The organism is Polaromonas sp. P1_F4, from assembly GCF_056405675.1.
This window is the reverse complement of record NZ_JBFUBP010000017.1, coordinates 40,662-63,630: the sequence shown is the minus strand read 5'-3', so window position 1 is coordinate 63,630 and position 22,969 is coordinate 40,662. Positions and strand designations below refer to the sequence as shown.

At 63.2% G+C, this 22,969-nt stretch carries 22 protein-coding genes; 3 read left to right on the top strand and 19 right to left on the bottom strand.

Going from position 1 to position 22,969, the window contains the following annotated elements:
• Positions 1-63 precede the first annotated feature (63 nt).
• From AC1DYQ_RS22685 to AC1DYQ_RS22675, 3 genes are all read right to left on the bottom strand, one after another.
• Complete coding sequence (locus AC1DYQ_RS22685; RefSeq protein ID WP_477688691.1) at positions 64-993, bottom strand: hypothetical protein; 930 nt, start codon at positions 991-993, stop codon at positions 64-66.
• A 20-nt stretch (positions 994-1,013) separates the two neighbouring features.
• Positions 1,014-2,168 carry a formyltransferase family protein gene (locus AC1DYQ_RS22680; protein WP_477688690.1) on the bottom strand — a complete coding sequence of 385 codons (1,155 nt, stop codon included), beginning with the start codon at positions 2,166-2,168 and terminating at the stop codon, positions 1,014-1,016.
• A 97-nt stretch (positions 2,169-2,265) separates the two neighbouring features.
• Positions 2,266-3,426 carry an aminotransferase class V-fold PLP-dependent enzyme gene (locus AC1DYQ_RS22675; protein WP_477688689.1) on the bottom strand — a complete coding sequence of 387 codons (1,161 nt, stop codon included), beginning with the start codon at positions 3,424-3,426 and terminating at the stop codon, positions 2,266-2,268.
• Positions 3,427-3,746: 320 nt separating this feature from the next.
• On the opposite strand from AC1DYQ_RS22675, the gene AC1DYQ_RS22670 reads away from it, so the two are divergent.
• The 3 genes from AC1DYQ_RS22670 to AC1DYQ_RS22660 all read left to right on the top strand — a co-directional run bounded on the left by AC1DYQ_RS22670 (position 3,747) and on the right by AC1DYQ_RS22660 (position 7,970).
• The gene (locus AC1DYQ_RS22670; protein WP_477688688.1) at positions 3,747-5,261 is read left to right on the top strand and encodes a sensor histidine kinase; all 1,515 of its coding nucleotides are present in this window, start codon (positions 3,747-3,749) and stop codon (positions 5,259-5,261) included.
• Entirely contained in the window at positions 5,258-5,944 is a 687-nt protein-coding gene (locus AC1DYQ_RS22665; RefSeq protein WP_457282848.1) for a response regulator, read from the top strand. The genes AC1DYQ_RS22670 and AC1DYQ_RS22665 overlap by 4 nt, the downstream gene beginning before the upstream one ends.
• Positions 5,945-6,026: 82 nt before the next feature.
• Entirely contained in the window at positions 6,027-7,970 is a 1,944-nt protein-coding gene (locus tag AC1DYQ_RS22660; protein WP_477688687.1) for a potassium transporter Kup, read from the top strand.
• A 260-nt stretch (positions 7,971-8,230) separates the two neighbouring features.
• Here AC1DYQ_RS22660 and AC1DYQ_RS22655 read toward each other — a convergent pair whose 3' ends face one another.
• The 16 genes from AC1DYQ_RS22655 to AC1DYQ_RS22580 all read right to left on the bottom strand — a co-directional run bounded on the left by AC1DYQ_RS22655 (position 8,231) and on the right by AC1DYQ_RS22580 (position 22,952).
• The gene (locus AC1DYQ_RS22655) at positions 8,231-8,608 is read right to left on the bottom strand and encodes a YciI family protein (RefSeq protein ID WP_457282846.1); all 378 of its coding nucleotides are present in this window, start codon (positions 8,606-8,608) and stop codon (positions 8,231-8,233) included.
• 91 nt (positions 8,609-8,699) lie between these two features.
• Positions 8,700-9,362 (bottom strand): HAD family hydrolase, encoded by a 663-nt coding sequence (locus AC1DYQ_RS22650; RefSeq protein ID WP_477688686.1) that lies wholly within the window; start codon positions 9,360-9,362, stop codon positions 8,700-8,702.
• Between the two features lie 37 nt (positions 9,363-9,399).
• The gene (locus AC1DYQ_RS22645) at positions 9,400-9,714 is read right to left on the bottom strand and encodes a hypothetical protein (RefSeq protein WP_477688685.1); all 315 of its coding nucleotides are present in this window, start codon (positions 9,712-9,714) and stop codon (positions 9,400-9,402) included.
• 11 nt (positions 9,715-9,725) lie between these two features.
• A complete protein-coding gene (locus tag AC1DYQ_RS22640; protein WP_477688684.1) occupies positions 9,726-10,142 on the bottom strand; it encodes a YchJ family protein in 417 nt (138 codons plus the stop codon).
• A 10-nt stretch (positions 10,143-10,152) separates the two neighbouring features.
• Positions 10,153-10,581 (bottom strand): rhodanese-like domain-containing protein, encoded by a 429-nt coding sequence (locus AC1DYQ_RS22635; protein WP_477688683.1) that lies wholly within the window; start codon positions 10,579-10,581, stop codon positions 10,153-10,155.
• Positions 10,582-10,761: 180 nt separating this feature from the next.
• On the bottom strand, positions 10,762-11,889 hold the full coding sequence (locus AC1DYQ_RS22630) for an acyl-CoA dehydrogenase family protein (protein ID WP_477688682.1): 1,128 nt from the start codon (positions 11,887-11,889) through the stop codon (positions 10,762-10,764).
• A 26-nt stretch (positions 11,890-11,915) separates the two neighbouring features.
• Positions 11,916-12,593 carry an SDR family oxidoreductase gene (locus AC1DYQ_RS22625; RefSeq protein ID WP_477688681.1) on the bottom strand — a complete coding sequence of 226 codons (678 nt, stop codon included), beginning with the start codon at positions 12,591-12,593 and terminating at the stop codon, positions 11,916-11,918.
• A gap of 3 nt (positions 12,594-12,596) precedes the next feature.
• Positions 12,597-13,682 (bottom strand): DUF695 domain-containing protein, encoded by a 1,086-nt coding sequence (locus AC1DYQ_RS22620; RefSeq protein WP_477688680.1) that lies wholly within the window; start codon positions 13,680-13,682, stop codon positions 12,597-12,599.
• Complete coding sequence (locus AC1DYQ_RS22615; protein ID WP_477688679.1) at positions 13,679-14,860, bottom strand: acetyl-CoA C-acyltransferase; 1,182 nt, start codon at positions 14,858-14,860, stop codon at positions 13,679-13,681. Before AC1DYQ_RS22615 ends, AC1DYQ_RS22620 begins: the two co-directional genes overlap by 4 nt.
• 57 nt (positions 14,861-14,917) lie before the next feature.
• Positions 14,918-16,507: a serine hydrolase gene (locus tag AC1DYQ_RS22610; protein ID WP_477688678.1), complete on the bottom strand. Its 1,590-nt coding sequence runs from the start codon at positions 16,505-16,507 to the stop codon at positions 14,918-14,920.
• A gap of 69 nt (positions 16,508-16,576) precedes the next feature.
• A complete protein-coding gene (gene aceK / locus AC1DYQ_RS22605) occupies positions 16,577-18,454 on the bottom strand; it encodes a bifunctional isocitrate dehydrogenase kinase/phosphatase (RefSeq protein ID WP_477688677.1) in 1,878 nt (625 codons plus the stop codon).
• A gap of 17 nt (positions 18,455-18,471) precedes the next feature.
• Positions 18,472-19,164, bottom strand: coding sequence for a carbonate dehydratase (can, locus tag AC1DYQ_RS22600; RefSeq protein WP_477666831.1), 693 nt, complete (start codon positions 19,162-19,164; stop codon positions 18,472-18,474).
• Between the two features lie 51 nt (positions 19,165-19,215).
• A complete protein-coding gene (locus tag AC1DYQ_RS22595) occupies positions 19,216-19,869 on the bottom strand; it encodes a hypothetical protein (RefSeq protein ID WP_477688676.1) in 654 nt (217 codons plus the stop codon).
• 170 nt (positions 19,870-20,039) lie between these two features.
• Positions 20,040-21,221, bottom strand: coding sequence for an isovaleryl-CoA dehydrogenase (locus tag AC1DYQ_RS22590; RefSeq protein WP_457282829.1), 1,182 nt, complete (start codon positions 21,219-21,221; stop codon positions 20,040-20,042).
• A gap of 34 nt (positions 21,222-21,255) precedes the next feature.
• The gene (locus AC1DYQ_RS22585) at positions 21,256-21,699 is read right to left on the bottom strand and encodes a PaaI family thioesterase (RefSeq protein WP_477688675.1); all 444 of its coding nucleotides are present in this window, start codon (positions 21,697-21,699) and stop codon (positions 21,256-21,258) included.
• Positions 21,700-21,758: 59 nt separating this feature from the next.
• Entirely contained in the window at positions 21,759-22,952 is a 1,194-nt protein-coding gene (locus AC1DYQ_RS22580; RefSeq protein ID WP_477688674.1) for a serine hydrolase domain-containing protein, read from the bottom strand.
• Between the last annotated feature and the right edge of the window lie 17 nt (positions 22,953-22,969).

The following is a 22,969-nucleotide window of genomic DNA, read 5'->3' as shown; positions in this document are numbered from 1 at the left end:
TTGCTTGAACTGAGGCTGCAAGCAATACACCCACGAAAACTTCGATCACGGCTACCTCTTGCTTTAGCCTCGGTCATACCAGCCAGACATATCACCCATCATGACCAGGTAGTCCGAAGGAGTGCCAGGGCTGTACGCACCGAATATCGTCTTCTCAATGGTGAGCACATCTTCCGTCTGGCAGAAATCGGCCAATACGCCCGAAAAGTATTCCTTGGCCAGTGGGCCGGCAACCTCTCGCTCGTATTCGCTGCGCCGGGTTTGGCATTCGCGCAACTCAGCGCTCTCCCACCCGATTCCTTTTTCCCAGTCTCTGCCATAGTCAACCGCGGCAAAAAGCACCATGGTCATCAATATTTGTTTTGATTCGGTGATCTCACGCACATTGCCAGAGTGCATTTTTTCAGCATGCTGAAGAATGGACTTGCGCTCAGTATTCGCAAATTTGCCGTCACCATTTTGGGCGCAAAACTCAATGGTTTTCAAATCACCCGTCTGCAGGGCTTTGTAGAGTTGATAGTTTTCTGGATACGGCTTCAGAAACTCCTCGAGGTCTCTCCTGGTCAGCGTGCCTTCTTCCTTCTTCAATCGCTCGCATTCGTTGCGCGTCAACTTGTACCGGCCGGCAAGCTCAGGCTCAGCCACAAATCGCCGCAGGGTGTACTCCTCGACTATTCTGGGCTGAACCAAAAGGCGAATGAGATCCGCAAATGTCGCAAGTGAAATGCAAAGCCTGCGGGGGGCACCAGGCTCCGAATATGGAACACGCCACACATAGAACCCGGCATCACTGATGCACACAATGTCTTCGTACGGCCTGAGCTCAACATCTTTGAGAGGCACATTCGAATACACCACCGTATTGATGTGCTTGGGTGCAGGGAAATCATCGACTTTTGTACGGTCGTTGACCCACTCGAAGACCCAGTTGAGGGCGCGAACTTTTCGCTCTTCGGGTGTTTCGATTACGTCTAAATTGAACCGCCTGGTCATATTCAGTGGGTTGTTTAGCACTAGCCAGCAACCTGCCGCTCTCCCAACGCAATATCCAGCATCATCTCGCTGGCCAAGGTGCCCAGCTCTTTCTGCAACGCCTCCACCGACAACTTGGCCGGCACCAGCAAATGCGCCTCAACCTTGAAGGTCTGTTTGCCTGAGACACCACTGCGCACGATATCGGTGTGAATGCTTTCAATGCTGATGCCGCGCTCGGCGAGCATCTTGGTCAGGTTGCTGACGATGCCCAGGCGGTCTTCGCCTACCAGCTCCAGCTCAAACACGCGCAGCGCGGCGGGGGTGTTGGCGCCATCGCTTTTTGCCACCACGACTTGCAGGCCGCTGGATTGCAGGCCGCGCAGCGAGTTGGCGAGGTTGTCGGCGTTTTCGCGGGGCACTTCGAAGTGGACCATGCCGGCGAATTCACCGGCCAGGCGTGTCATGCGGCTGGCGGCCCAGTTGGCGCCGAAGCGTTGGGCTTTGTCGGCCAGTGCGCTGACGATGCCTTGCCGATCAGTGCCGACGATGGAAACGACTAACGATGTGTTGGCGGACGAGACCTCTTCGGTCAGCACCACAGCCTTGCGCAGCATGGGGGCGCGGGTGGCGAAGGCCGGGTCTTGCACATCGGCGGGCAGGCTGCCTTGCAGGCGGGCGTGGTGCACGACTTTGCTGAGCAGCGCCAGGCCCATGGGTGCCAGGGCACGCTCCCACAGTTCGCGGGCGGTTTCGCCTTTTTTGACAAAGCACCAGTCTTGCGCGGCGATGGCGCCCGCGTCCCAGCCGTCGGCCAGGTGGTAGACGGAGCCGCCGGCAATCGGGTCGCCTTCCAGAATCGTCCACTCGACGGCGGCGATGCCGCGGTGCCGTGGCAGCAGCGAGGGGTGGTAGCCGATGCCGCCCAGGCGTGAGCGCGCGAGGGCGTCGTCGCTCACGCGGGCATGGGTGTGCGCGGCGATGATGAGTTCAGTGCCTTCAGCAATCGCCTCGCCGGGCACGATCTTGGGGTTGGCCAGCACATGCACGGGGATGCCGGCGGCGCGCCCGGCAATCGCCAGCCGGTCGTCTTCAGCCGGGGCGACGATGCTGGTGAACTCAATGCCTTCTTCTTTGCGAAGCGCCTCAAACACCGAGGCTGCGAAAAAACGGGAACCGACCAAAGCGCATTTCATGGACACGTCTCTTTAGGAATGAATAGATAAAGGGATGGATTAAAACGGAAAGCGGACATAAAAAAGGGAGCCGAAGCTCCCGATGAGAAACAGCCGCTCAGGCCGCGACAGCCTGGCGCGCCTTCTCGGTCAGGCCGATCTGGTCGAGTGCGGCGGCGAGCTGGCCGACGGTGCGGTCAGACTGGTGCCACTTCTCGAGGCCAAACAGGCCCACGCGGAAGGTCTTGAAGTCTGCGCCTTCGTCGCACTGCAGCGGCACGCCGGCGGCGGTTTGCAAACCTTGGGCAAGAAATTTTTTGCCGGACTGGATGTCGGGGTCAGTGGTGTAGCTGACGACCACGCCCGGGGCCTTGAAGCCTTCGGCGGCCACGCTGGGCAAGCCGCGGCTTTCAAACAGTTTGCGCACCTTGCTACCCAGGGCTTCCTGCTCGGCTTTGACTTTGGCAAAGCCGTAGTCCTGCGTTTCTTTCATGGCGGCGCGCAGGCGCGTCAGGGCGTCTGTGGGCAAGGTGGCGTGGTAGGCGTGGCCGCCGTTTTCGTACGTTTCCATGATCTGCATCCACTTCTTCAGGTCGCAGGCAAAGCTGGAGCTGGCGGTGCTGTCTATCGCGGCGCGGGCGCGCTCGCTGAGCATGACCATGGCGCAGCAGGGTGAGCTGCTCCAGCCTTTTTGCGGGGCAGAGATGAGCAGGTCTACGCCGGTGGCTTTCATGTCGACCCACATGGCGCCGGAGGCGATGCAGTCGAGCACAAAGAGGCCACCCACGGCATGCACCGCCGCGGCCACGGCCTGCAGGTAGCTGTCGGGCAGGATCATGCCGGAGGCGGTTTCGACGTGCGGGGCAAAAACGAGCGCGGGCTTTTCTTTGGCGATGGCCGCGACCACATCCGCGATGGGTGCGGGCGCCCAGGGGGCCTGCGCGCCGGGGCCGGTCTGTTTGGCCTTGAGCACGGTGTGCGACGCGGGGATGTGGCCCATGTCAAAGATTTGCGTCCAGCGGTAGCTGAACCAGCCGTTGCGGATGACCATGACGTGCTTGCCTCCCGCAAACTGGCGGGCCACGGCTTCCATGCCGTAGGTGCCGCTGCCGGGCACCAGGGCCACGGCGTGCGCCTTGTACACGTCTTTGAGGATGCGCGAGATGTCGCTCATCACGCCCTGGAAGCTTTTTGACATGTGGTTGAGGGCGCGGTCGGTGTAGACCACCGAAAACTCGAGCAAGCCGTCAGGGTCAACGTTGGGAAGGAGTCCGGGCATGGTGTTGTCTCTCAGATCGTTATTAAAAGTCGGGCAGCCAGCTTAACAGGATGGGGCGATTTTGGCAGTGGGGTTATGTGTGCTCGCGGGAGGCAACAAGGCGCGGGAAGGCTGTGCCGTGGGGGTCTATTCGCTATTAATTTCATAGCTGCTCGCGCAGGTTCCTATTGGGCTGAAGGCACTTTTTATGGGTAAAAGTTGATACAGGTCAAGAATTTGGGCGGTTTGGGCACCTTGCGGTGCACCACGCCCATCGCCACACCCCGCCAGGCTTCCTGATGCAATCCTGATGCGGCCGATGGTACGCTGGGCTTCTGATGATGAAAGCTGCTGAACCCACACCCGCCACCGGTACAAGTTTGCGCCACTGGGCCATCGTGGCCCTGCTGCTGGCGGCCGCCACCGGCGGCGGGCTGCTGCTAGACAGGCAAGTCACGATTGCCAGCCAGGCCATGCTGTATGTGCTGGTCGTGGTGGTGGTGTCTTACACCATGGGCTGGAAGGAGTCCGTGACCTGCGCGATAGTGGCCGTGACCGCGCTGAACTACTTTTTTGTGCCGCCGCGTTTTACCTTTGAGGTGGAGAGCCGGGATCACCTGATTGCGATTTTCAGCATGCTGCTGGTGGCGCTGGCCATCAGCCACCTGTCTGCGCGGCTGCGGCGCGAAACGGCGGTGGCCCGGTTGAACGAAGAGCGGGCGCGCCAGCTGCAGGGCCTGGCCACACAGTTGGCAGCTGCAGCAAACGCTGAAGAAATTGCGGCACTGGGCCAGGCGGCGCTGGACGAGGCCTTTGAAGGCCCCTGCCTGCTGGGCACACGGCAAGCCGGCGGCGAACTCTCGAATGCCGCCGTGCTGGAGCCCTCAGTGCTGGATGGCATGAAGTGCTGCATGCGCGAAGCGGCCACGCTGGGCCCCGGCACCGGGCGCTGGCCAGGGCTGAACGCCTGGTACCTGCCATTGGGCGACAAGGCGCAGATGCATGGCGCCGCGCGGGTAGAGCCCGCACCGGCATACGACACCGGCGGGCGCGAACATGCCGAGGCGCTGTGCGCGCTGCTGGGGCAGGCGCTGTGGCGGCTGCAGCTCAGCCAGTCGATGCAGGCGGCGCAGGGCGAGGCGCAACGCCAGCAGGTGCAAAGCACTTTCCTCGCGGCCATTTCACATGACCTGCGCACGCCGCTGGCGGCCGTGGTGGGTGCGGCATCAGCGCTGCAGACGCAGGGCGACAAGCTGGCCCCGGCCGAGCAGGCGCGGCTGCTGGGCAGCATTGTGAGCGAGGCGGCTTACCTTTCGACCGTGACGGAGAACACGCTGCAACTGGTGCAGCTGTCCAACACCGCGCAGCCGCCGGCGCGGCAATGGGAGTCGCCGGAGGAAATTGTCGGCACGGTGCTGGCGCGCGTGCGCAAGCGCGATACGCAGCGCCGCATCACCTCGGCCGTGCAGGCCGGGCTGCCTCTGATCAGGGCTGACCCTGTGCTGCTGGCGCAGCTGGTCGACAACCTGCTGGACAACGCACTCAAGTACAGCACCGGCGCGATTGCGCTGTCGGTGGAGGCCCAAGGCAACACGCTGCGGCTGGCGGTAAAGGACAGCGGTCCGCAAATCGCAAAAGACAAGTACGAGGCCATCTTTGCGCCCTATGCACGCGGTGACCAATCCGGCCCGCGCGGCGCGGGCCTGGGACTGGCGCTGTGCCGTGCCATTGCAGAGGCGCACCAGGGCCGGCTCACTTTATCGTCGCGCCGTGATGTTGGCGAACCAGGTGAAGGCAATGTCTTCACGCTGACGCTGCCCATCGAAGCACAGCAACCCGCGGGGATGCAGCCATGAGCCTGCGCCTTCTGGTGGTGGAAGACGACCGCGACCTGCGCGAGCTGATGCGCGCCTCGCTCTCGGTGGAAGGCTTTGAGGTGCAGACGGCCGTGTCGCTGAGCGAGGCCGCCGCGCTGGTGCGCAACGACCCGCCCGACGTGATCGTGCTGGACCTGGGCCTGCCCGACGGCGACGGCGCCGAGCTGGTGCAGGAGGTGCGGCGCAAGCATTCGCTGCCGATTCTGGTGGTGTCGGCCCGCCACCAGGAAGCGCAAAAAATCAAGCTGCTGGACGCGGGCGCCGACGACTACCTGACCAAGCCCTTCAGCGTGAGCGAGCTGCTGGCGCGCATACGCGTGGCGCTGCGCCACCGCGGCACGGCCCTGGCTGCGGCCGTAACGGTGCATGAACTTGATGGTTTGCGTGTGGACCTGACGCTGCACACCGCGCAGCTGCACGGCGAAACGCTGCACCTGACGCCCACCGAGTTCAAGCTGCTGGCGCGGCTGGTTCGCAGCGCGGGCCGCGTGGTGACGCACCGGCAGCTGCTGGCCGACGTGTGGGGGCCCGAATACACCGAGCACGTGCATTACCTGCGCCTCTACATGGCGCAGCTGCGCGCCAAGATTGAGCAGGAACCGGCCGAGCCCCGGCATTTACTGACCGAAACCGGCGTGGGTTACCGGCTGGCGGTGGACTGAAAAGCCCCAGCTTACGCCCACTTATGCTTTCCTGATGCCCGCCGGCCGACAGTGAGGGCTTCTTCACTGAGGGATGGAATGTATGGGAAATGTCGCAACGACTGCGAATGCTGCTGCAGAGGGCCAGGCCACAGCCGCCAACAACAACACGCGTAAAAAAGGCCACCGCGAAGGCGTGGCGGCGCTGACGCTGGGCGCCTTGGGTGTGGTGTACGGTGACATTGGCACCAGCCCGCTCTACACCATGAAGGAAATCTTCAGCCCCGCCACGGGCGTGCCGCTGGATGCGCCTCACCTCATCGGCGCGGTGTCGGTGATTTTCTGGGGCCTGATGATGATCGTCACGCTCAAGTACATCCTGCTGATCTTGCGGGCCGACAACAACGGCGAAGGCGGCATCATGGCGCTGACCGCGCTGGCGGCCAAGGCGGCAGGGCACAACCCGAAAGCGCGCACGGCCCTGCTGCTGACGGGCGTGCTGGGCGCGGCGCTGTTTTACGGCGACAGCGTGATCACCCCGGCGATCTCGGTGCTCAGCGCGGTCGAAGGCCTGGAGGTGGTGACGCCCGCGCTCAAACCCTACGTGCTGCCGGTGTGCATGGCGGTGCTGGTGGGGCTGTTTGCGGTGCAGCGTTTTGGCACGGGCCTGGTCGGCAAGCTGTTTGGCCCGGTCATCGTGCTCTGGTTTGGCGTGCTGGCCTTTACCGGCGCGATTGAGATTGCGCAGCAGCCCGGCATTTTGGCCGCGCTGAACCCGCTGAACGCCATTCGCTTTTTGAGCGCGCAGGGCTGGCACATGTTTGTGGCGGTGGGCGCCATCGTGCTTGCCTTTACCGGCGCGGAGGCACTGTATGCCGACATGGGCCACTTCGGCAAGCGGCCCATCCAGTTTGCCTGGGGCGGCCTGGTGCTGCCGGCGCTGGCCATCAACTACATGGGCCAGGGCGCTTTGCTGATGCGCGACCCGGCTGCGCTGGAAAACCCTTTCTATCGCATGTTTGCCGAGGCCTGGCTGATTCCCGCCGTGGTGCTGGCCACGCTGGCCACCGTGATTGCATCGCAGGCTGTTATTTCAGGCGCCTATTCGATGACGCGGCAGGCCATACAGCTGGGCCTGCTGCCGCGCATGAGCGTGCTGCACACCTCAGCGCGCGAGGCCGGGCAAATCTACATGCCGGGCGTGAACTGGCTGCTGCTGGCGGCCGTGCTGGCCACGGTGCTCGGCTTTGGCAGCTCGTCTGCCATGGCGGCGGCCTACGGCATTGCGGTGACGATCACCATGCTGATCACCACCTTGCTGACTTTCTTTGTCATACGCCAGGGCTGGCGCTACCCCTTGCCGCTGGCAATTGCCGCGACAGTGACTTTTGTGGCGGTTGACCTGCTGCTGGTGGTGTCGTGCATGCTGAAGTTCATGCAGGGCGGCTGGTTTCCGCTGGTGATGGGTGTGGCGATCTTCACCGTGATGGCGACGTGGCGGCGCGGGCGCGAGCTGCTGGTAGAAAGCATCCGCCACGACGACCCGGAGCTGTTGCCCTTTGTGACGGCGCTGTCGGCCGACAGCGTGAACCGCGTGCAGCGCACTGCGGTGTATGCGGTGGCCAACCCCGACACGGTGCCGCAGGCGCTGATGCACAACCTCAAGCACAACCAGGTGCTGCATGAACGCAACCTGATATTGACAGTGGTGTTTCATGAAGTGCCGTGGATACCGTTTACCGAACGCGTGCAGGTGCAGCCGCTGGCGCCGGGCTTCTGGCGGGTAGAGGTGAACTACGGCTTCAAGAACACGCCCGACATTCCGAAAGCGCTGGAGCTGTGCAAGGCCCAGGGCCTGCCCATCAACCTGTTTGAGACTTCGTACTTTTTAAGCCGCGAAATCGTGGTGCCCACGCGCGGCTCGGGCATGGTGCACTGGCGCGAGGCGCTGTTCGCCCTGATGTCGCGCAACGCAGGCAGCGTGGCGGGGTTTTTCAAGCTGCCCAACAACTGCGTGATTGAGCTGGGGACGCGGGTGCAGATTTGAGGGAGCCAGCAAGTGCGCGAAGTTACTATCAAATTGATAGCTGGTCGCGCAGATTCCCATTGGGCTGCAGGCACTTTTGATGCCTGAAAACGCCTGTTTTTGACACTTTTTGGCGCTCAAAAGGCTCTCAGGCCAGTTTTCAGTTCACACGGAAACGCTATCAAAACAATAGCTGCTTGCGCCCGTTGTTATTGGGTCAGAGGCCTTTTTTGTGCCTGAAAATGGCCCAAAAAGGCCGGTCAGACGCCCGCCCAGCCGCGTCAGGCCTTGCCGTCGTACTGCTCAAAGAAATCGATGGGGTGCATGTCGATGCGCCAGCCGGCCTGCTCGCCCAGCGTGGCCGCGGGGTGCAGCGAGGCGGTTTTCACGGCTTCGTCCGGGTTGGCAGCGTCGATGATGAAAAAGCCGCCCACCAGCTCCTTGGCTTCGGTGAACGGGCCGTCGATCTTCTGCGTCTTGCTGCCGCGCGGCTGCAGGCGGATGGCGGGCTCGCCCAGCGAGGCGCTGACGCGCAGCTGGCCGGTGGCCTTGAGCTGGGCGTCCTTGGGCGGGCACTGGCTGACCAGGGCCTGCATGTCGGCGGGCGGCATGGCGGCGAATTCGGCGGGGTTGTAATAGGCGAGGCAAAGGTATTTCACGGTGTTTCCTTCAAAAAGTGGTTGCTGACACCTCTACGACGAATGGAATCGACCGGAATCGACATCTTTTTGGCAAAAAAACTGCGGCGCTTCAGGCCAGCAGCGCGGGCAGGTCGGCCATGGCGGTGAACACATGCACCGCACCGGCGGCGCGCAGGGCTGCGGGCGCGTCGTGGCCCAGCTCGGGCGGGCTGTAGCCAAACACCGTGCAGCCGGCCGCCACGCCGGCCGTGACGCCGGTAACAGTGTCTTCGACCACGGCGCAGCGCTTCGGGTCTACGCTTAGCGCGGCGGCGGCGGCCAGGTAGACATCCGGGAAAGGCTTGGAGCGCGGCAGCTCGTGCCCGCTGAAGATGTTGCCCTCAAAGAAAGGCATCAGGCCGCACTTTTCCAGCTGCAGCTCGACCTTGAAACGGTCGGCGCCGGACGCGCAGGCGATGCGGCCCTGGTAGGCCGTGTGGATCTGGCTGACGGCCTCGACTGCGCCATGCACGGCCAGCAGCGACTCGACCAGGGCTTCGTTGCGGCGGGCGCGAAACTCCAGCATCCACGCTTCGGTCAGCGGCTTGCCGGTGTGGGCTTCGATGGTGGCGGCTTCGTCCTTGACGGCCTTGCCGACAAACATGGCCATGCATTCGGCCGAGCCGAGCTTCCAGCCGAGCTCTTCGAGCATGTCGCGGAGCACGCCGTTGGTCAGCGGCTCGCTGTCGACCAGCACACCATCACAGTCAAATAACACGGCATCAAACTTCATCTGTCAGCTTTCTTTTCTATGGGGTTGGCCAGCTTCGTCACAGGCTGATGTCCGGCCCTTGGCTCTGTTGGCCCTCTTGGCCATGCACCGCGTTCATCACACCAGTGCTGTGCGGCGCCAGGCCATAGGCGCGCAGGTTTTTGCGTAGCTCGGTCGTGTCGACCTCATTCCAGGCCAGGCCGCAGTCCATGCAGGCATGCGAATGCTGGTTTTGCAAAAGCACCGGCTTGCCGACAAGGGAGCGCAGCAAGCCACGCAAGGGATAGAACCGCTCCGCTTCGAAATTGCCGCGCACCACCTTGCGGCTGCTGCAGCGCAGGCAGTACATGCCGCGCACGGTCTGGTTGAACATGCCCGCTTCCTTTATTGAATGTCGCCGTCGACATAGTACCAATGCCCTTCTTCACGCACGAAGCGGCTGCGCTCATGCAGGCGAACGGCCGGGCTGCCGGGGCTTTTCTGGCGGGCGACAAATTCGACTTCGGCGTGGGTGTCTACAATCTGGCGATGGCTGCGAACTTCGAGGCCCAGCCATTTCACGCCGGGATCAAACTCGATGGAAGCGGGCCGATGGCTGGCGTGCCAGGTGGCGAGCAGGTAGTCGGCACGTTCAAGCACAAAGGCGGTGTAGCGCGAACGCATGAGGGACTCGGCGTCGGGCGCGGGCACGGTGTCGAAGTGACCAAGGTAGCGGCCACAGCAATTTGCGAACGGCAACGGCTTTTTGGCCGGACCGGTGCGGCCGCAGGGGCACGGCTGAGAGGGTGACGGGCTCGGCATCACCTGCGCATCAGCCGCAGGCGTTGTTGTTGGCGCGCGCCTTGCGCTCTTCCAGCGTTTCGGTGGGCGCGCCCTGCTTCACCCATTCGGCATAACCGCCGTCGATGTGGGCCACATTGCGCATGCCCATGTCCTGCAGGGTCTTGGTGGCCAGGGCGCTGCGCCAGCCTGCCCCGCAAAAGAGGATGAACTCCTTGCCTTCGTCGGCAAACAGGGGCTTGTGGTATGGCGACTCGGGGTCTACCCAGAATTCAAGCATGCCGCGCGGCGCGTGAAAGCTGTCCACCACAGTGCCGGCTGCCAGCTCGCGCACATCGCGGATGTCGACGATCTGTACCTTGGGGTCGCCGAGTTTTGACCTGGCCTCTGCAACGGAATAGGTTTTGACCTGCGCCATGGCCTCGTTAACCAGTGCGCGGAATCCTTTGGTAATCGGCATGCTCTGTCTCCTGCTGTGGATAGCCACTGAATTAACAAGTTTACGGCGTGCACTCCATGCGCAGTGCGACAAATCCCGCAAACCCAGCAGGGGCCGCGGAACCGGCTTTGCCGGGCCGCAGGCGCCGCCCCCTGCAAGGGGGGAGGAAGCTACACGCAGTGAGCTTCAACGGGGGTGTGCTCAAAGTCCTCGTTGGATAATTATTTTTTGCACGTCGGAAGTGCCTTCATAGATCTGGCACACCCGCACATCGCGGTAGATGCGCTCCACCGGGAAATCGCTCACATAGCCATAACCGCCCAAGGTCTGGATGGCAGCGCTGCAGACTTCTTCGGCCATCTCGCTGGCAAAGAGCTTGGCCATGGCGGCCTCTTTCAGGCAGGGCAGGCCGGCGTCGCGCAGGCTGGCGGCGTGCCAGATCAGCTGGCGGGCCGCTTCAATCTTCATCGCGCACTCGGCCAGCCGAAAGCCTACTGCCTGGTGGTTGAAGATGGCGGTACCAAAGCTCTGGCGCTCTTTGGCATAGCTGAGCGCAAACTCAAACGCGCTGCGCGCCATGCCCACGCTTTGCGCGGCGATGCCGATGCGCCCGCCTTCGAGTGCGCCCAGCGCGATCTTGTAACCTTCGCCCTCGTTGCCGATCAGGTTCTCGGCGGGGATGCGGCAGTTGTCAAAATTGATTTGTGCGGTGTCGCTGGAGTGCTGGCCCAGCTTGTCTTCGAGCCGCGCGACGACATAGCCCGGCGCGCTGGTGGGCACGATGAAGGCGCTCATGCCCTTTTTGCCGGCGCCCTTGTCGGTGACCGCAATCACGATAGCCGCATGGCCGTTCTTGCCGCTGGTGATGAACTGCTTGACGCCATTGATCACGTATTCGTCGCCGTCTTTGACTGCCGTGGTTCGCAGTGAGGAAGCATCGCTGCCCACATGCGGCTCCGTCAGGCAAAAGACACCGAGCATTTCGCCCTGCGCGAGTTTTGTCAGCCACTGCTTTTTCTGCTGTGCATTGCCGTAGCGCATGAGGATGGCATTGACCGGGCAGTTGGTGACACTGATGGCGGTGCTGGTGCCGCCGTCGCCGGCGGCGATTTCTTCGAGCACCAGCGCGAGCGTGAGGTAGTCCAGATTGGCGCCGCCGAATTCCTCGGGCACGCAGATGCCGTAAGCTCCCAGCGCGGCCAGGCCCTTGTGCGCCTCGACGGGGAAGTGGTGCTCTTTGTCCCATCGCGCGGCGTGGGGCCAGAGCTCGGCCTGCGCAAAGTCGCGCACCGCGTCGCGGATCATGGTTTGGTCTTGGGTCAGAATCATCGAAATCTTTCAGTGGAGTGCAGGGCTCACCATGTGCTGAAGCGGCGGCCGTCGTAGTCAAGAAAAGCGCCCTTGTGCTCGGGCTTGAGCCCGGCCAGCGTGGCACGCATGGCCGAGACACTTTGAACCGTGGTGAGCGGTGCACCCTGGCCGCCCATGTCAGTCTGCACCCAGCCGGGCGACAAGGCCACCATGATGGCGCGCGGGTAGTCATGCTGGGCAGACGCCACGGCCATGTTCAGCGCAGCCTTGCTGACGCGGTAGGTCCAGCTGCTGCTGGACGGTACCTCGCCAATGCAACCCATGCCGCTGGTGATGAAGGCAAAGCAGCCTCCCTTGCCTGCGCGTGCGGCTTCGACCATGGGCGCGACCTGCGGAATGGCCTGCATGGCGCCCAGCACATTGGTGTGCAGGGTGTGGTCAAACGCCTCACGCGTCGGCGGCGAGAGTGCATCGCCCTGCGGAAAGACGCCGGCCACGTAGAGGGCAATGTCGATCTCTTCGCCGTCCAGCAGCCAGGCCAGGCCGCTGATGCTGGCAGGCTGGGCCACGTCCAGCCGCAAGGCCTTGGCGCCCAGGGCCTTGAGGCGCTGCAGGCCTTCGTCGTTGCGCGCGGTGGCTATGACGTTGGCACCGTCGGCCAGGTATTGGCTGACGAATTCAAGGCCTATGCCGCGTGATGCGCCGATGACGAGGACTTTCACAACTTAGCCCGCAAAATTGAAGTACTTCGACCATGACGGGTCGAACGCATTGCTCAGCTCAACGTCGGCGAACGATGCGCCGCGCAAGCTGGTGTCAATCACATCGAGTGCAGCAGGCAGGTCGCCCACGTAATAGTTGGCCAGGCGCCGGCCGTTCCTGACCACGGTGTGGGACAGAATACCGGCATGCTGAAGCTCCAGGCGAGTGGCAATCTGCTCCTGGACTTCGCGGGCACGCTCCAGTGCCGCATGGTCATCCACGGGCAGGCGCAGCTCGATCGCGTGGCCCAGATCAGGCCGCGCTGCAATCGCATTGGCGCTCTGGTTGACCGCCACGATCGCCTTGTCGCCCTCCTGGTCATCTTCTTCGTCGCCCTCTTCGTCACCGTCCCCGTCGTTGCCAAAGACGACTGTCATGACAGACCACCGGTGTTCGCCGCTCGGGAACAAGCCTGTGTGCCCCAGTTCGTTCGTCCAGAACGCGTCGAGCACAGCGCCGAACTTGTCGAGCGTCGTGGAGCCGGCCACTTCGTCCGAGAACGCGTCGACAAAATCCACAAAACCCACCTTGACCGCGAAGTCGTACTCGCCCAGCACATGGTCGAGCATGATGAAGGTCATGTTGCGCGCATGGTCCTGCATGTCGCTGGGCAGTTCACGCGCAAACATGACTTCGATGCCCACCTGCCCTTCATCGGCGACGTGGCCGATCAGCACCTCGGAGGTTGCCAGTTCAAAGTTATCCATCCGCATGGGAAAGTCGGGGCTCTCCGTGCGGGCGCGAAAGGCGGTGAGGCTGTAGTGCTTCAGCGGCGGCGCGCGCTTGACGAAATCCAGCAGCAGCGGAAAGGTTTCGGTACTGCCATGCGCGGTGGCGATCAGTTCGACCTGCTGGTCGCCGTCGTCAGCCGACATCTCCAGCGCCAGCCCTTCCAGGTACTCCTCGAGAACTTCATTGATGTTCTCGACCTGGTCGCGTACCGGCTGGCGGACAAGCTCCGCCTCGCCCTCCTGGAATTTCAGCCAGAAGGCATCAATGCGCTGGGCGAGCTCAGCGGGTGAAAGCGTTTGTGGTGCTTCTTGCGTCATACCAGCTCGATCGCCATGGCTGTGCCTTCACCGCCGCCGATGCACAAGGTGGCAACGCCTTTCTTCAGGCCGCGGGCCTTGAGCGCGTGGATCAGCGTAACCAGGATACGGGCACCGGACGCGCCAATGGGATGGCCCAGCGCACAGGCGCCACCGTTGACGTTGACGATGTCGTGGCTGATGCCGAGTTCCTCCATCGCGGCCATGGGCACCACGGCGAAGGCTTCATTGACTTCCCACAGGTCCACGTCTTTGGCGCTCCAGCCGATTTTCTTGAGTAGCTTGTTGACGGCGCCGACAGGGGCGGTGGTGAACCATTCAGGGTCTTGCGCAAACGTGGCGTGGCCGAGGATGCGCGCGATGGGCGTGGCGCCCAGTTCTTTGGCCGTCGACTCACGCGCCAGCACCAGGGCGGCGGCGCCGTCGTTGATGGACGAGCTGGAGGCGGCGGTGATGGTGCCGTCTTTCTTGAAGGCCGGTTTGAGCGTGGGTATCTTGTCGAGCTTGACCTTGCCCGGGCCTTCGTCGATGGAGATCACCGTTTCACCGCTGCGGCCCTTGACGGTGATGGGCGTGATTTCGGCCTTGAAGGCACCGGATTCGGTGGCGGCCTTGGCGCGGTTGACGCTGGCGGTGGCAAAAGCGTCCTGCGCTTCGCGGGTGAACTTGTACTTGTCGGCGCACTGCTCGCCGAAGGTGCCCATGGCGCGGCCGGGTTCATAAGCGTCTTCCAGGCCGTCGAGCATCATGTGGTCATAAATGCGGTCGTGCCCGATGCGGATGCCGCTGCGGCCCTTGAGCAGCAGGTGGGGCGCGTTGGTCATGCTTTCCATGCCGCCGGAAACCATCACGTCGCGGCTGCCGGCGATGAGCTGGTCGTGCGCGAGCATGGTGGCTTCCATGCCGGAGCCGCACATTTTGGACAGCGTGACGGCACCCACGCTGGCAGGCAGCCCGCCCTTGAAACCGGCCTGGCGTGCCGGCGCCTGGCCCTGGCCGGCCATCAGGCAGTTGCCGAACAGCACTTCGTCGACCTTTTCAGGCGCAATGCCGGAGCGTTCAATGGCGGCCTTGATGGCGTAGCCGCCCAGGTCATGGGCCGACAGGCTGGCGAAGTCGCCCTGGAAGCCGCCCATGGGGGTGCGGGCTGCGCCGAGGATGACGATGGAATCAGACATGAGGTTCTCCTTGAAAAAAAAGGGGGGATAAAAAAAGTTAAAGGAATGCGGCAGGCTTTACGGCTGCGCCGCAACGCGTGTGAAAGTGCCGAGGCCTTCCTTGTTGTAGTGCTCGAGGGTGATCTGGTTGCCGCTGAACGTGGCTTTGGAAAGCGAGCCCGGCGGCGCGCTGTCGTTGAGCGGCACAAAGGTATAGGTGTCGCCGTCCCAATGCTGCAGGGGAAAGACCAGCTGGGGCGCAGCACCTATGCGCAGCTCAAGCGCACCCTGCGCCGTGCGCACGACCTGCAGCGGGCCGAGGTAGTCGTTGCGCCAGGTGCCCGTGTTGGCCTGCAACGGTGGTGCGGGCTGCGCCGGGCGGGGCTTGCCCGCGAGTTCGCCCTGCGGCGTGAAGACCTCGGCCATCTGTGCGGCGGCAATGGCGTACCAATCCTTCTTCACGGCGCGGAACTCTACCAGGTCGTAGAACTGCGCCACCAGCCCCTCGGCCACACCGGTGGGCCAGGCATTGGTGAGCACCACGATGCCCAGATTGGCCGACGGCATGACGGCGAAGTTGGTGGACGCGCCCCAGGAAAATGCGCCGTTGTGGCTCAGCACGGGGCGGCCGGCTTCGGTGGTGCTTATTGCGAAGCCATAGCCGTAAAACACGGGACGCTTGCCCGGCGCGGAGGCTTCCTGGGTGAGGTTCTTGGGTGTGAGGGCCGGCATCAACGCAGCAGCCGGCACCAGTTGCCCGCCAGGGCCGATGCCCCCTGACAGCACAAAAGACATCCAGCGCGCGACATCCCTGGCCGAAGAACTGACGCCGCCGGAGGGTTGCTGGCGGTCGGTGTTGAAACCCGTGGACCAGTTCTGGCGGCCGGGGATGTAGCCACGCTCGGGACCGATGACAAACACGCCGTTTTCCTTGACATGGCCTGGCGCGCGGTTCGACCTGGCCAGGAAATCCGCAAACCGCGAGCTGGTTGATGCCATGCCCAGCGGCTTGTAGAGCACCTGTTCCGAAAGGCTGGCCCAGTCCGTGCCGGCCGCCGCGGCGACCGCCATCGCGGCGCCGGTCATGCCGTAGTTGGTATAGGCGTAAGAAGCGCGAAACGGTGTCAGCGGCAACTGGCTGAAGCTGCGCAGGATGTCCTGCTGCGGGTAACCGAGCTCTTCGAGCATGTCGCCCGCATGGCCGGGCAAGCCGGAGCGGTGCGCGTACAGGTCGCCGATGGTGATGTTTTCGCTGACGTAGGCATTGCCCAGGGCAAAGCCGGGCAGGTGCTTGCGCATGGGTGTTTCCCACTTCACCTTCTCGGCGCCGACCTGCTGCGCGACAACCGTGGCGCCAATCGGCTTGGACATGGAAGCGAGCTGGAAAACGGTGTCGGCATCGACAGGCTGCGGGGAGCCGGCCGCACGCACACCAAAACCCTTGGCGTAAACGATGCGGTTGCCCTCCACCACGGCCACGGCCATACCCGGAATCCCCGAGCGCCGCATCAACTGCTCAGCCATGCCGTCAATTTGGCCAATGGCGTAGGAAATCTGCTCAGACGCGGGCGGGCTCTGGGCGTAGGTGGGTGCAACCAGGGAGCCGGCAACGACAGCCATGAGCCATGCCAGAGGCAACAAGCGCGGGGAAAAGAGGCCGGACATCATCAACGTCTCCTTCAGGTCACAGGGTCTGAAAGGCATCCATCGCCATTCGCTTGTCCGTGCACCGTCGCCTCAAGGCGTCAGGCCGCTGAGGCCAGTGAGCACGGGCTCGGGCGGCAGTTGCATGAGGACTTCATCGTGGGGAGCACCGGGGCTGTGCAGCGCGACAAAACGTTTCTCGCGCTCATAAGGAAATACGTCGTGCACGTGGCCGGCCTGGATGCGTGCCTGGTGGCTTTGCCAGAAATGGGCGTCGAGCAGGTCGCCATGGTGCTTCATGAAGACTTCGCGCACCGCGTCATTGCCGAGCAGGAAGGGGCCGAAAGTTTCAGGGAACACATCCTTGGGGCCGACGGTATACCAGACCTCGCCGCTCATCTCTTCTTCCTCGTTGCGCGCGGCTGGCACCTTGCGGAAGTTGCAGTCGGTGATGTATTCGATCTCGTCGTAGTCGTAGAACACGACCTTGCCGTGGCGCGTGATGCCGAAGTTCTTCCAGAGCATGTCGCCGGGGAAGATGTTGGCGGCTACCAGGTCCTTGATGGCGTTGCCGTATTCGACGACGGCGCGCTCGATCTGGTCCTGGGCTGCCGGCTCTTTCACGCCGGCGTCAAAGGCTTCCTGCAAATAGATATTGAGCGGGATCATGCGCCGCTCGATGTAGACGTGCTTGATGATGACTTCGGTGGCACCGTCGCCGTCGCGGTCGCTGATTTCAAGCTGGCTGGGCGCGAACTTTTCGATCTCGGCGATCAGCTCATCATCAAAGCGCTCGCGCGGGAAGGCCACTTCGCTGTATTCCTGCGTGTCGGCCATGCGGCCCACGCGATCATGCTGCTTGACCAGCAGGTACTTGCCCTTGATCTGTTCGCGCGTGGTGTCTTTTTGCGGCGGGTAGTAGTCCTTGATGACCTTGAACACGTAGGGGAACGAGGGCAAGTCGAACACCAGCATGACCATGCCCTTGATGCCGGGCGCGATGCGGAACTTGTCGGTGGAATGCCGCAGGTGGTACAGAAAGTCGCGGTAAAAAAGCGTCTTGCCCTGCTTGGCCAGGCCCAGCGCGTTGTAGATTTCAGCGCGCGGCATGTGCGGCATCATGCTGCGCAAAAACTGCACGTAGGCCGATGGGATGCCCATGTCGACCATAAAGTAGGCGCGAGCAAAGCTGAACAGGATGAGCAGGTCGTCTTCACCAAACAGCGCGGCGTCGATGACCAATTTACCGGCCTTGTTGTGCAGTACCGGCAGTGCAAACGGCACTTCGTTGAAGCCGTTGATGATCTTGCCGACGACGTACGCGCCCTTGTTGCGGAAAAACAGGCTGGTGAGCACCTGGATCTGGAAGTTGGCGCGCAGCTTGACGTCGGTGAGCCGCCCGCTGATGGCTTCAAGCACATAACCCGCGTCGCGCTCGAGGTTGTCAAACGGCAGGCGCAGGTCGAAGTCGCGCACCAACTGCAGCAGCACCTCGCGCATGTTGTCGCGCGTGGGGTAGTAAGCGCGGTAGGTCGGCTGCGAAGCCAGCTCGTCGTTCTCGATGTATTCGGTGCTGACGGCGGGCCGCACGAAGATGAAGTCGTTCTGGAAGTAGCTGCGGTGCAGGATCTTGGTGGTGACCGAATTGAAAAACGTTTCGGCCAGCTCGGGCTGGTGGTGGTTGACCAGCAGGCCGATGTAGTGGAGTTTGACCTGCTGCCAGACGTCCATGGGCTGGTCGCCGGCCTTGAACTCGCGCTCCAGGCGCATGGACGCTTCGCGCACGCGCAGGTCGTAAAACTCGATGCGTTCGCGCTGCGCGCGCTGCTGGCCGTGCCAGTCTGCCGTTTCAAAGCGGTGCTTGGCGCGCGCGGACTCGGTTCGGAACAGTTGGTAGTGGCGGTTAAAGCCGTCCATCATCGCCTTGGCGATGTCGTAGGCAATGCTCGAGTCCAGGCGCTGGGGGAACATGGCTTGCTTTGCGCCGTTCAGACCAGCTGCTGCTGTTCACCGCCGCCGACGCGGGCGTTCCAGGTGTCCCACACACGGTCGATGGCCTTGCCGTAGAACTTGTTGAGCTCGTCGGGGGCCGACACGCTCATCTGCAGGTCCTGCAGCAGGCCGTCATGCACGCCGAAGGCCCAGCCGTGCACGGTGACCTCCTGGCCGCGCGCCCAGGCATCAACCATGACCGTACTGACGGAAACATTGACCACCTGCTCGATGACGTTGATATCGCACAGGGCTTTGGCGCGCACCTCCTCGGGCAGGCTGTCGAGGAGCTGGCGGTGGCGGTGGCGCACATCCTGGATGTGACGAAGCCAGTTGTCGGCCAGGCCGATGCGCGCGCCTTCGAGCGCGGCCTGCACGCCCGAGCAGCCGTAGTGACCGACCACCATGATGTCCTTGACCTTGAGGCGCTCGACGGCGAACTGGATGGCCGAGAGCGCGTTGAGGTCGGAGTGCACGACGATGTTGGCCACGTTGCGGTGAACGAACACCTCGCCGGGCTCCAGGCCGGTGATCTGGTTGGCGGGCACGCGGCTGTCAGAGCAGCCTATCCACATATACCTGGGCGTCTGCTGCTTGACCAGGCTGGTGAAGAAGCCTGGGCGCTCGGCTTCCATCTGCGCGGCCCAGGCGCGGTTATGGGCGAAGAGGTCTTGGAGCGAAGTGGTCATGGGCGTATTTTCGCCTGCCCGCGGGGATGCCGTCCGGCAAGCGGCTGAAAGTCATGTTTCATCGATCGCCCTCGCCTTCAACAGCGCTTTTTCTTCCAGGCATTTATCGGTCAGGGTGGCGAGCTCTTTGTCGCTGAACGGGGCCGAGGGTGTGGGGTTCGGCCCGGACTTCACGATGGATGCATCGACCAGCAAAGGGCCTTCTCCGGAAAAATCACAGACAAAACGGTATTTGCCGTCAGTGAGCGACGCGGTCAGCATCTTCCGGGTCTGGTGCAGCTTGCCGCTCTGGTAGCACCACCTGTCCACCTCACCGTCACCCTGGACCAGTCCGGTCAGGCAGCGGTCTCCTTCGCGTTCATAGAATACGCCCTTGCCTCCCGCAAGGAGTGGGCGCAGGTTCTTGAAGTCAGGCGTTGCGCCGTGCGAATACATCAACTGCTGGGCGGGATAAGGATTTCCGGCGCCATGGGCGTATTCAAACAGCGTGAGGTTTCCCATGCTGGCCCACTTGAACTGCTCACATCCTGTATGAAGCGCCTGACCCTTGGCGGTGAAAGCCATGGGCTCGTCAAGGTCGATGCTGACGGTTGTGCCGTCCCGCAGGGTGAGGCCGACAGCGTACGCCGCGAAACGGCCCTTCAGGGCGAGCACGGCTTCCTCGGAGACCTCCCCCACCCTTGAGGCATCAAGAAAGACGTTCACGGCCTTTCCCCGCAGCGATTCGGGGACGCCGCATTCGAACGTCGCGTCGGCTTGCGGCACTGCTGCGTAGGGCGGGGGCTCATCTTTCTCGCACGCACCGAGAAGCGCGGCAAGCACGAGCACAAGGAGCCATTTCGCCGTCTGATGTATCACTGGCACGGGCACTGGCCTTACATGGTCTCGGCGAACAATTCGCGCCCGATCAGCATGCGGCGGATTTCGCTGGTGCCGGCGCCGATTTCATAGAGTTTGGCGTCGCGCCAGAGGCGGCCCAGCGGGTATTCATTGATGTAGCCGTTGCCGCCGTAGATCTGCACGCCCTCGCCGGCCATCCAGGTGGCTTTTTCGGCGCACCAGAGGATGACGGAGGCACAGTCCTTGCGGACCTGGCGCACATGGTCGGTGCCGAGCATGTCGAGGTTTTTGGCCACGGTATAGGCAAACGAGCGGCCGGCCTGCAGCACGGTGTACATGTCGGCAACCTTGCCCTGGATCAGCTGGAACTCACCGATGCTCTGCCCGAACTGCTTGCGGTCATGGATGTAAGGTACGACGTTGTCCATGACGGACTGCATGATGCCCAGCGGGCCGCCGGTGAGCACGGCGCGTTCGTAGTCGAGCCCGCTCATCAGCACTTTCGCGCCGCTGTTGAGGCCGCCGAGAATCTGGCTGGCCGGGACTTCGACGTTGTTGAAGACGAGCTCGCCGGTATGGCTGCCGCGCATGCCGAGCTTGTCGAGCTTTTGCGCGACGGAAAAGCCCTTCATGCCTTTTTCAATCAGGAAGGCGGTCACGCCGCGGGCACCCAGCTCGGGCTCGGTCTTGGCATAGACCACCAGGGTGTCGGCGTCGGGGCCGTTGGTGATCCACATCTTGCTGCCGTTGAGCAGGTAGTAGCCGCCCTTGTCTTCGGCCTTGAGCTTCATCGAAATAACGTCGCTGCCGGCGCCGGGCTCGCTCATGGCCAGCGCGCCCACGTGCTCGCCGGTGATGAGCTTGGGCAGGTATTTTTTGCGCTGCTCGTCGGTGCCGTTGCGCTTGATCTGGTTGACGCAGAGGTTGCTGTGCGCGCCGTAGGACAGCCCCACCGAGGCGCTGGCACGGCTGATTTCTTCCATGGCGATCATGTGGGCCAGGTAGCCCATGTTGGCGCCGCCGTATTCCTCACCCACGGTGATGCCGAGCACGCCGAGCGAGCCCATTTTTTGCCACAGGTCCATCGGGAACTGGTCGTTGCGGTCGATCTCGGCGGCGCGCGGGGCGATCTCGGCCTGTGCGAATTCGCGCACGGCGTCGCGCAGTGCGTCGATGTCTTCACCGAGCATGAAGTTGAGTCCGGGCATGTTGGTCATGGTGGGCTTTCTGAAGTCGTATGACGGGATTGGATTAGTAGGTCTTGGGCACGGGCACCAGCGTCTGCTGCATCAGCGCGCAGGCGCTTTCCTTGCCCGCTGCGCCGACGTGCATGACTTCAGCGGTCGTGACGATGATGCGCTTGCCGGCCTTGACGACGCGGCCCAGGGCGCGCAGCTCGCCGTCCCTGAAACCGGCCATGAAGTTGATCTTGTATTCAACCGTGGTGACCTCGGAATCTTCCGCAGCCATGGTCAGCGCGGCATAGCCACCGGCGATGTCGGCCAGCGCGCCCATCGCGCCGCCGTGAAAGCTGCCCTGCTGCTGCGTCACGCGCTCCGAATAGGGCAAGACCACCTCGCACAGACCGGGCTCCACGCGCAGCAGGCGCGCGCCCAGGTGCTGCATCAGGCCCTGGCGCAAAAAGCTGGCTTCAATGCGGCGAAACAGTGTGGACGGTGCGGCGGTTGCATCCATGGAAGACCCTTTGAACGGATAAAAGGCGGCTCTTGTTTTGGTTGACGTTTACGTAAACGTCAATTATGCCTGCTGGCGGAAGCACTGTCCAAGGGCGGTGAAAGCTTCGCGCGCGACCTGAGCGTCCGGGCGATCGCGTCCCGAAGGGGAAAGAGATGCGCATCGCCGGCAAATTGCGCTTCCCGTGAATTGCCCGTATGGACAATCACCATGCGGGCGACGGGATCGACAAAGATGTTCTGGCCGCCGACGCCCCAGAAGAACGACCGGCCGCCGGCCGCCTGCGGAATCCAGACGTGCAACCCATAGAACGGAGCCCCTTTGGGCTGCGGCTTGTCCGGCCGCAGCATGACCATCTCGTCGATCCATGCGGCGGGCACGACCTGCCCGCCTGCCGCCTGCCCCCGGTTCAGCACCAGCGTCCCCAGCCGGCCGTAGTCGCGCAGGCGCGCGGCGAACTGGCCTTGAACGCCCTCCTCGCCATGGAAATTCTTGATCCAGAAGCCGCTGCCCTCGGCCCCGAGGCGCGACCATATCCTGTCCTCCAGATACGCGGTGTTGCTCATGCCGGTACGTTCGCTCAGCATGAGGCCGAGCAACGCGGTCACCGCGCCGTTGTAGCTGAAAGTCTTGCCGGCGGGCGATCGATCCGTCTTCTCCTGCAGGTAGCGCCGCATGCTCTGGCGCGGCGAGACGGTGGGGTCGGTCGCGCGGTTGTCCGATATCGCGCCCGCCTCATAGGCGGCATGAAGTTTGGCCGAGGCGGCCATCCGCAGCAGATCCTCCACCGTATCGTCGGCAAACGCGCTGGCTTCGAAGCCGGGCAAGACCTGCCTGACGGTGGTGCCCAGCGCCAGCCTGCCTTCCGCGATCGCCACGCCGACCAGCAGCGACAGGATCGTCTTCGACATGGACGCCGAGTGCAGCGCGTCCTGGGCGCCGGTTCCCTGCAGGTATCGCTCATAGACGATCCGGTCCTCATGCAGGACGAGAAACCCCGTCGTGCAGAAACGGGCCAGGTACTCCTCGAGCGAATGGGCTTGCGGATCCCCGGCAACGCGATACGTCACATCCTCCAATGGCAGGCCATGGCCGAACACCGCCGGCGCACCGGCCGCCCGCGCTTCATTGAACGGAAATCGCTGCTGGGGGTTGCGGAATGAACCGGTGCATCCCTGTTGGGCCGCCGCGAGGGCGGGCAGGCCCACCGCGAACAGGACCAGGGCCGCGCGGCGCAGGGAATCGATCGTCATGGGGCCCGGCGGAAAGC

What these genes read in the sequence shown, in the direction of transcription:
- AC1DYQ_RS22685 (WP_477688691.1), bottom strand. Translation starts at nt 993, where the DNA reads ATGACCAGGCGGTTCAATTTAGACGTAATCGAAACACCCGAAGAGCGA.
- AC1DYQ_RS22680 (WP_477688690.1), bottom strand. Translation starts at nt 2,168, where the DNA reads ATGAAATGCGCTTTGGTCGGTTCCCGTTTTTTCGCAGCCTCGGTGTTT.
- AC1DYQ_RS22675 (WP_477688689.1), bottom strand. Translation starts at nt 3,426, where the DNA reads ATGCCCGGACTCCTTCCCAACGTTGACCCTGACGGCTTGCTCGAGTTT.
- AC1DYQ_RS22670 (WP_477688688.1), top strand. Translation starts at nt 3,747, where the DNA reads ATGAAAGCTGCTGAACCCACACCCGCCACCGGTACAAGTTTGCGCCAC.
- AC1DYQ_RS22665 (WP_457282848.1), top strand. Translation starts at nt 5,258, where the DNA reads ATGAGCCTGCGCCTTCTGGTGGTGGAAGACGACCGCGACCTGCGCGAG.
- AC1DYQ_RS22660 (WP_477688687.1), top strand. Translation starts at nt 6,027, where the DNA reads ATGGGAAATGTCGCAACGACTGCGAATGCTGCTGCAGAGGGCCAGGCC.
- AC1DYQ_RS22650 (WP_477688686.1), bottom strand. Translation starts at nt 9,362, where the DNA reads ATGAAGTTTGATGCCGTGTTATTTGACTGTGATGGTGTGCTGGTCGAC.
- AC1DYQ_RS22645 (WP_477688685.1), bottom strand. Translation starts at nt 9,714, where the DNA reads ATGTTCAACCAGACCGTGCGCGGCATGTACTGCCTGCGCTGCAGCAGC.
- AC1DYQ_RS22640 (WP_477688684.1), bottom strand. Translation starts at nt 10,142, where the DNA reads ATGCCGAGCCCGTCACCCTCTCAGCCGTGCCCCTGCGGCCGCACCGGT.
- AC1DYQ_RS22635 (WP_477688683.1), bottom strand. Translation starts at nt 10,581, where the DNA reads ATGCCGATTACCAAAGGATTCCGCGCACTGGTTAACGAGGCCATGGCG.
- AC1DYQ_RS22630 (WP_477688682.1), bottom strand. Translation starts at nt 11,889, where the DNA reads ATGATTCTGACCCAAGACCAAACCATGATCCGCGACGCGGTGCGCGAC.
- AC1DYQ_RS22620 (WP_477688680.1), bottom strand. Translation starts at nt 13,682, where the DNA reads ATGACGCAAGAAGCACCACAAACGCTTTCACCCGCTGAGCTCGCCCAG.
- AC1DYQ_RS22615 (WP_477688679.1), bottom strand. Translation starts at nt 14,860, where the DNA reads ATGTCTGATTCCATCGTCATCCTCGGCGCAGCCCGCACCCCCATGGGC.
- AC1DYQ_RS22610 (WP_477688678.1), bottom strand. Translation starts at nt 16,507, where the DNA reads ATGATGTCCGGCCTCTTTTCCCCGCGCTTGTTGCCTCTGGCATGGCTC.
- aceK (WP_477688677.1), bottom strand. Translation starts at nt 18,454, where the DNA reads ATGTTCCCCCAGCGCCTGGACTCGAGCATTGCCTACGACATCGCCAAG.
- can (WP_477666831.1), bottom strand. Translation starts at nt 19,164, where the DNA reads ATGACCACTTCGCTCCAAGACCTCTTCGCCCATAACCGCGCCTGGGCC.
- AC1DYQ_RS22590 (WP_457282829.1), bottom strand. Translation starts at nt 21,221, where the DNA reads ATGACCAACATGCCCGGACTCAACTTCATGCTCGGTGAAGACATCGAC.
- AC1DYQ_RS22585 (WP_477688675.1), bottom strand. Translation starts at nt 21,699, where the DNA reads ATGGATGCAACCGCCGCACCGTCCACACTGTTTCGCCGCATTGAAGCC.
- AC1DYQ_RS22580 (WP_477688674.1), bottom strand. Translation starts at nt 22,952, where the DNA reads ATGACGATCGATTCCCTGCGCCGCGCGGCCCTGGTCCTGTTCGCGGTG.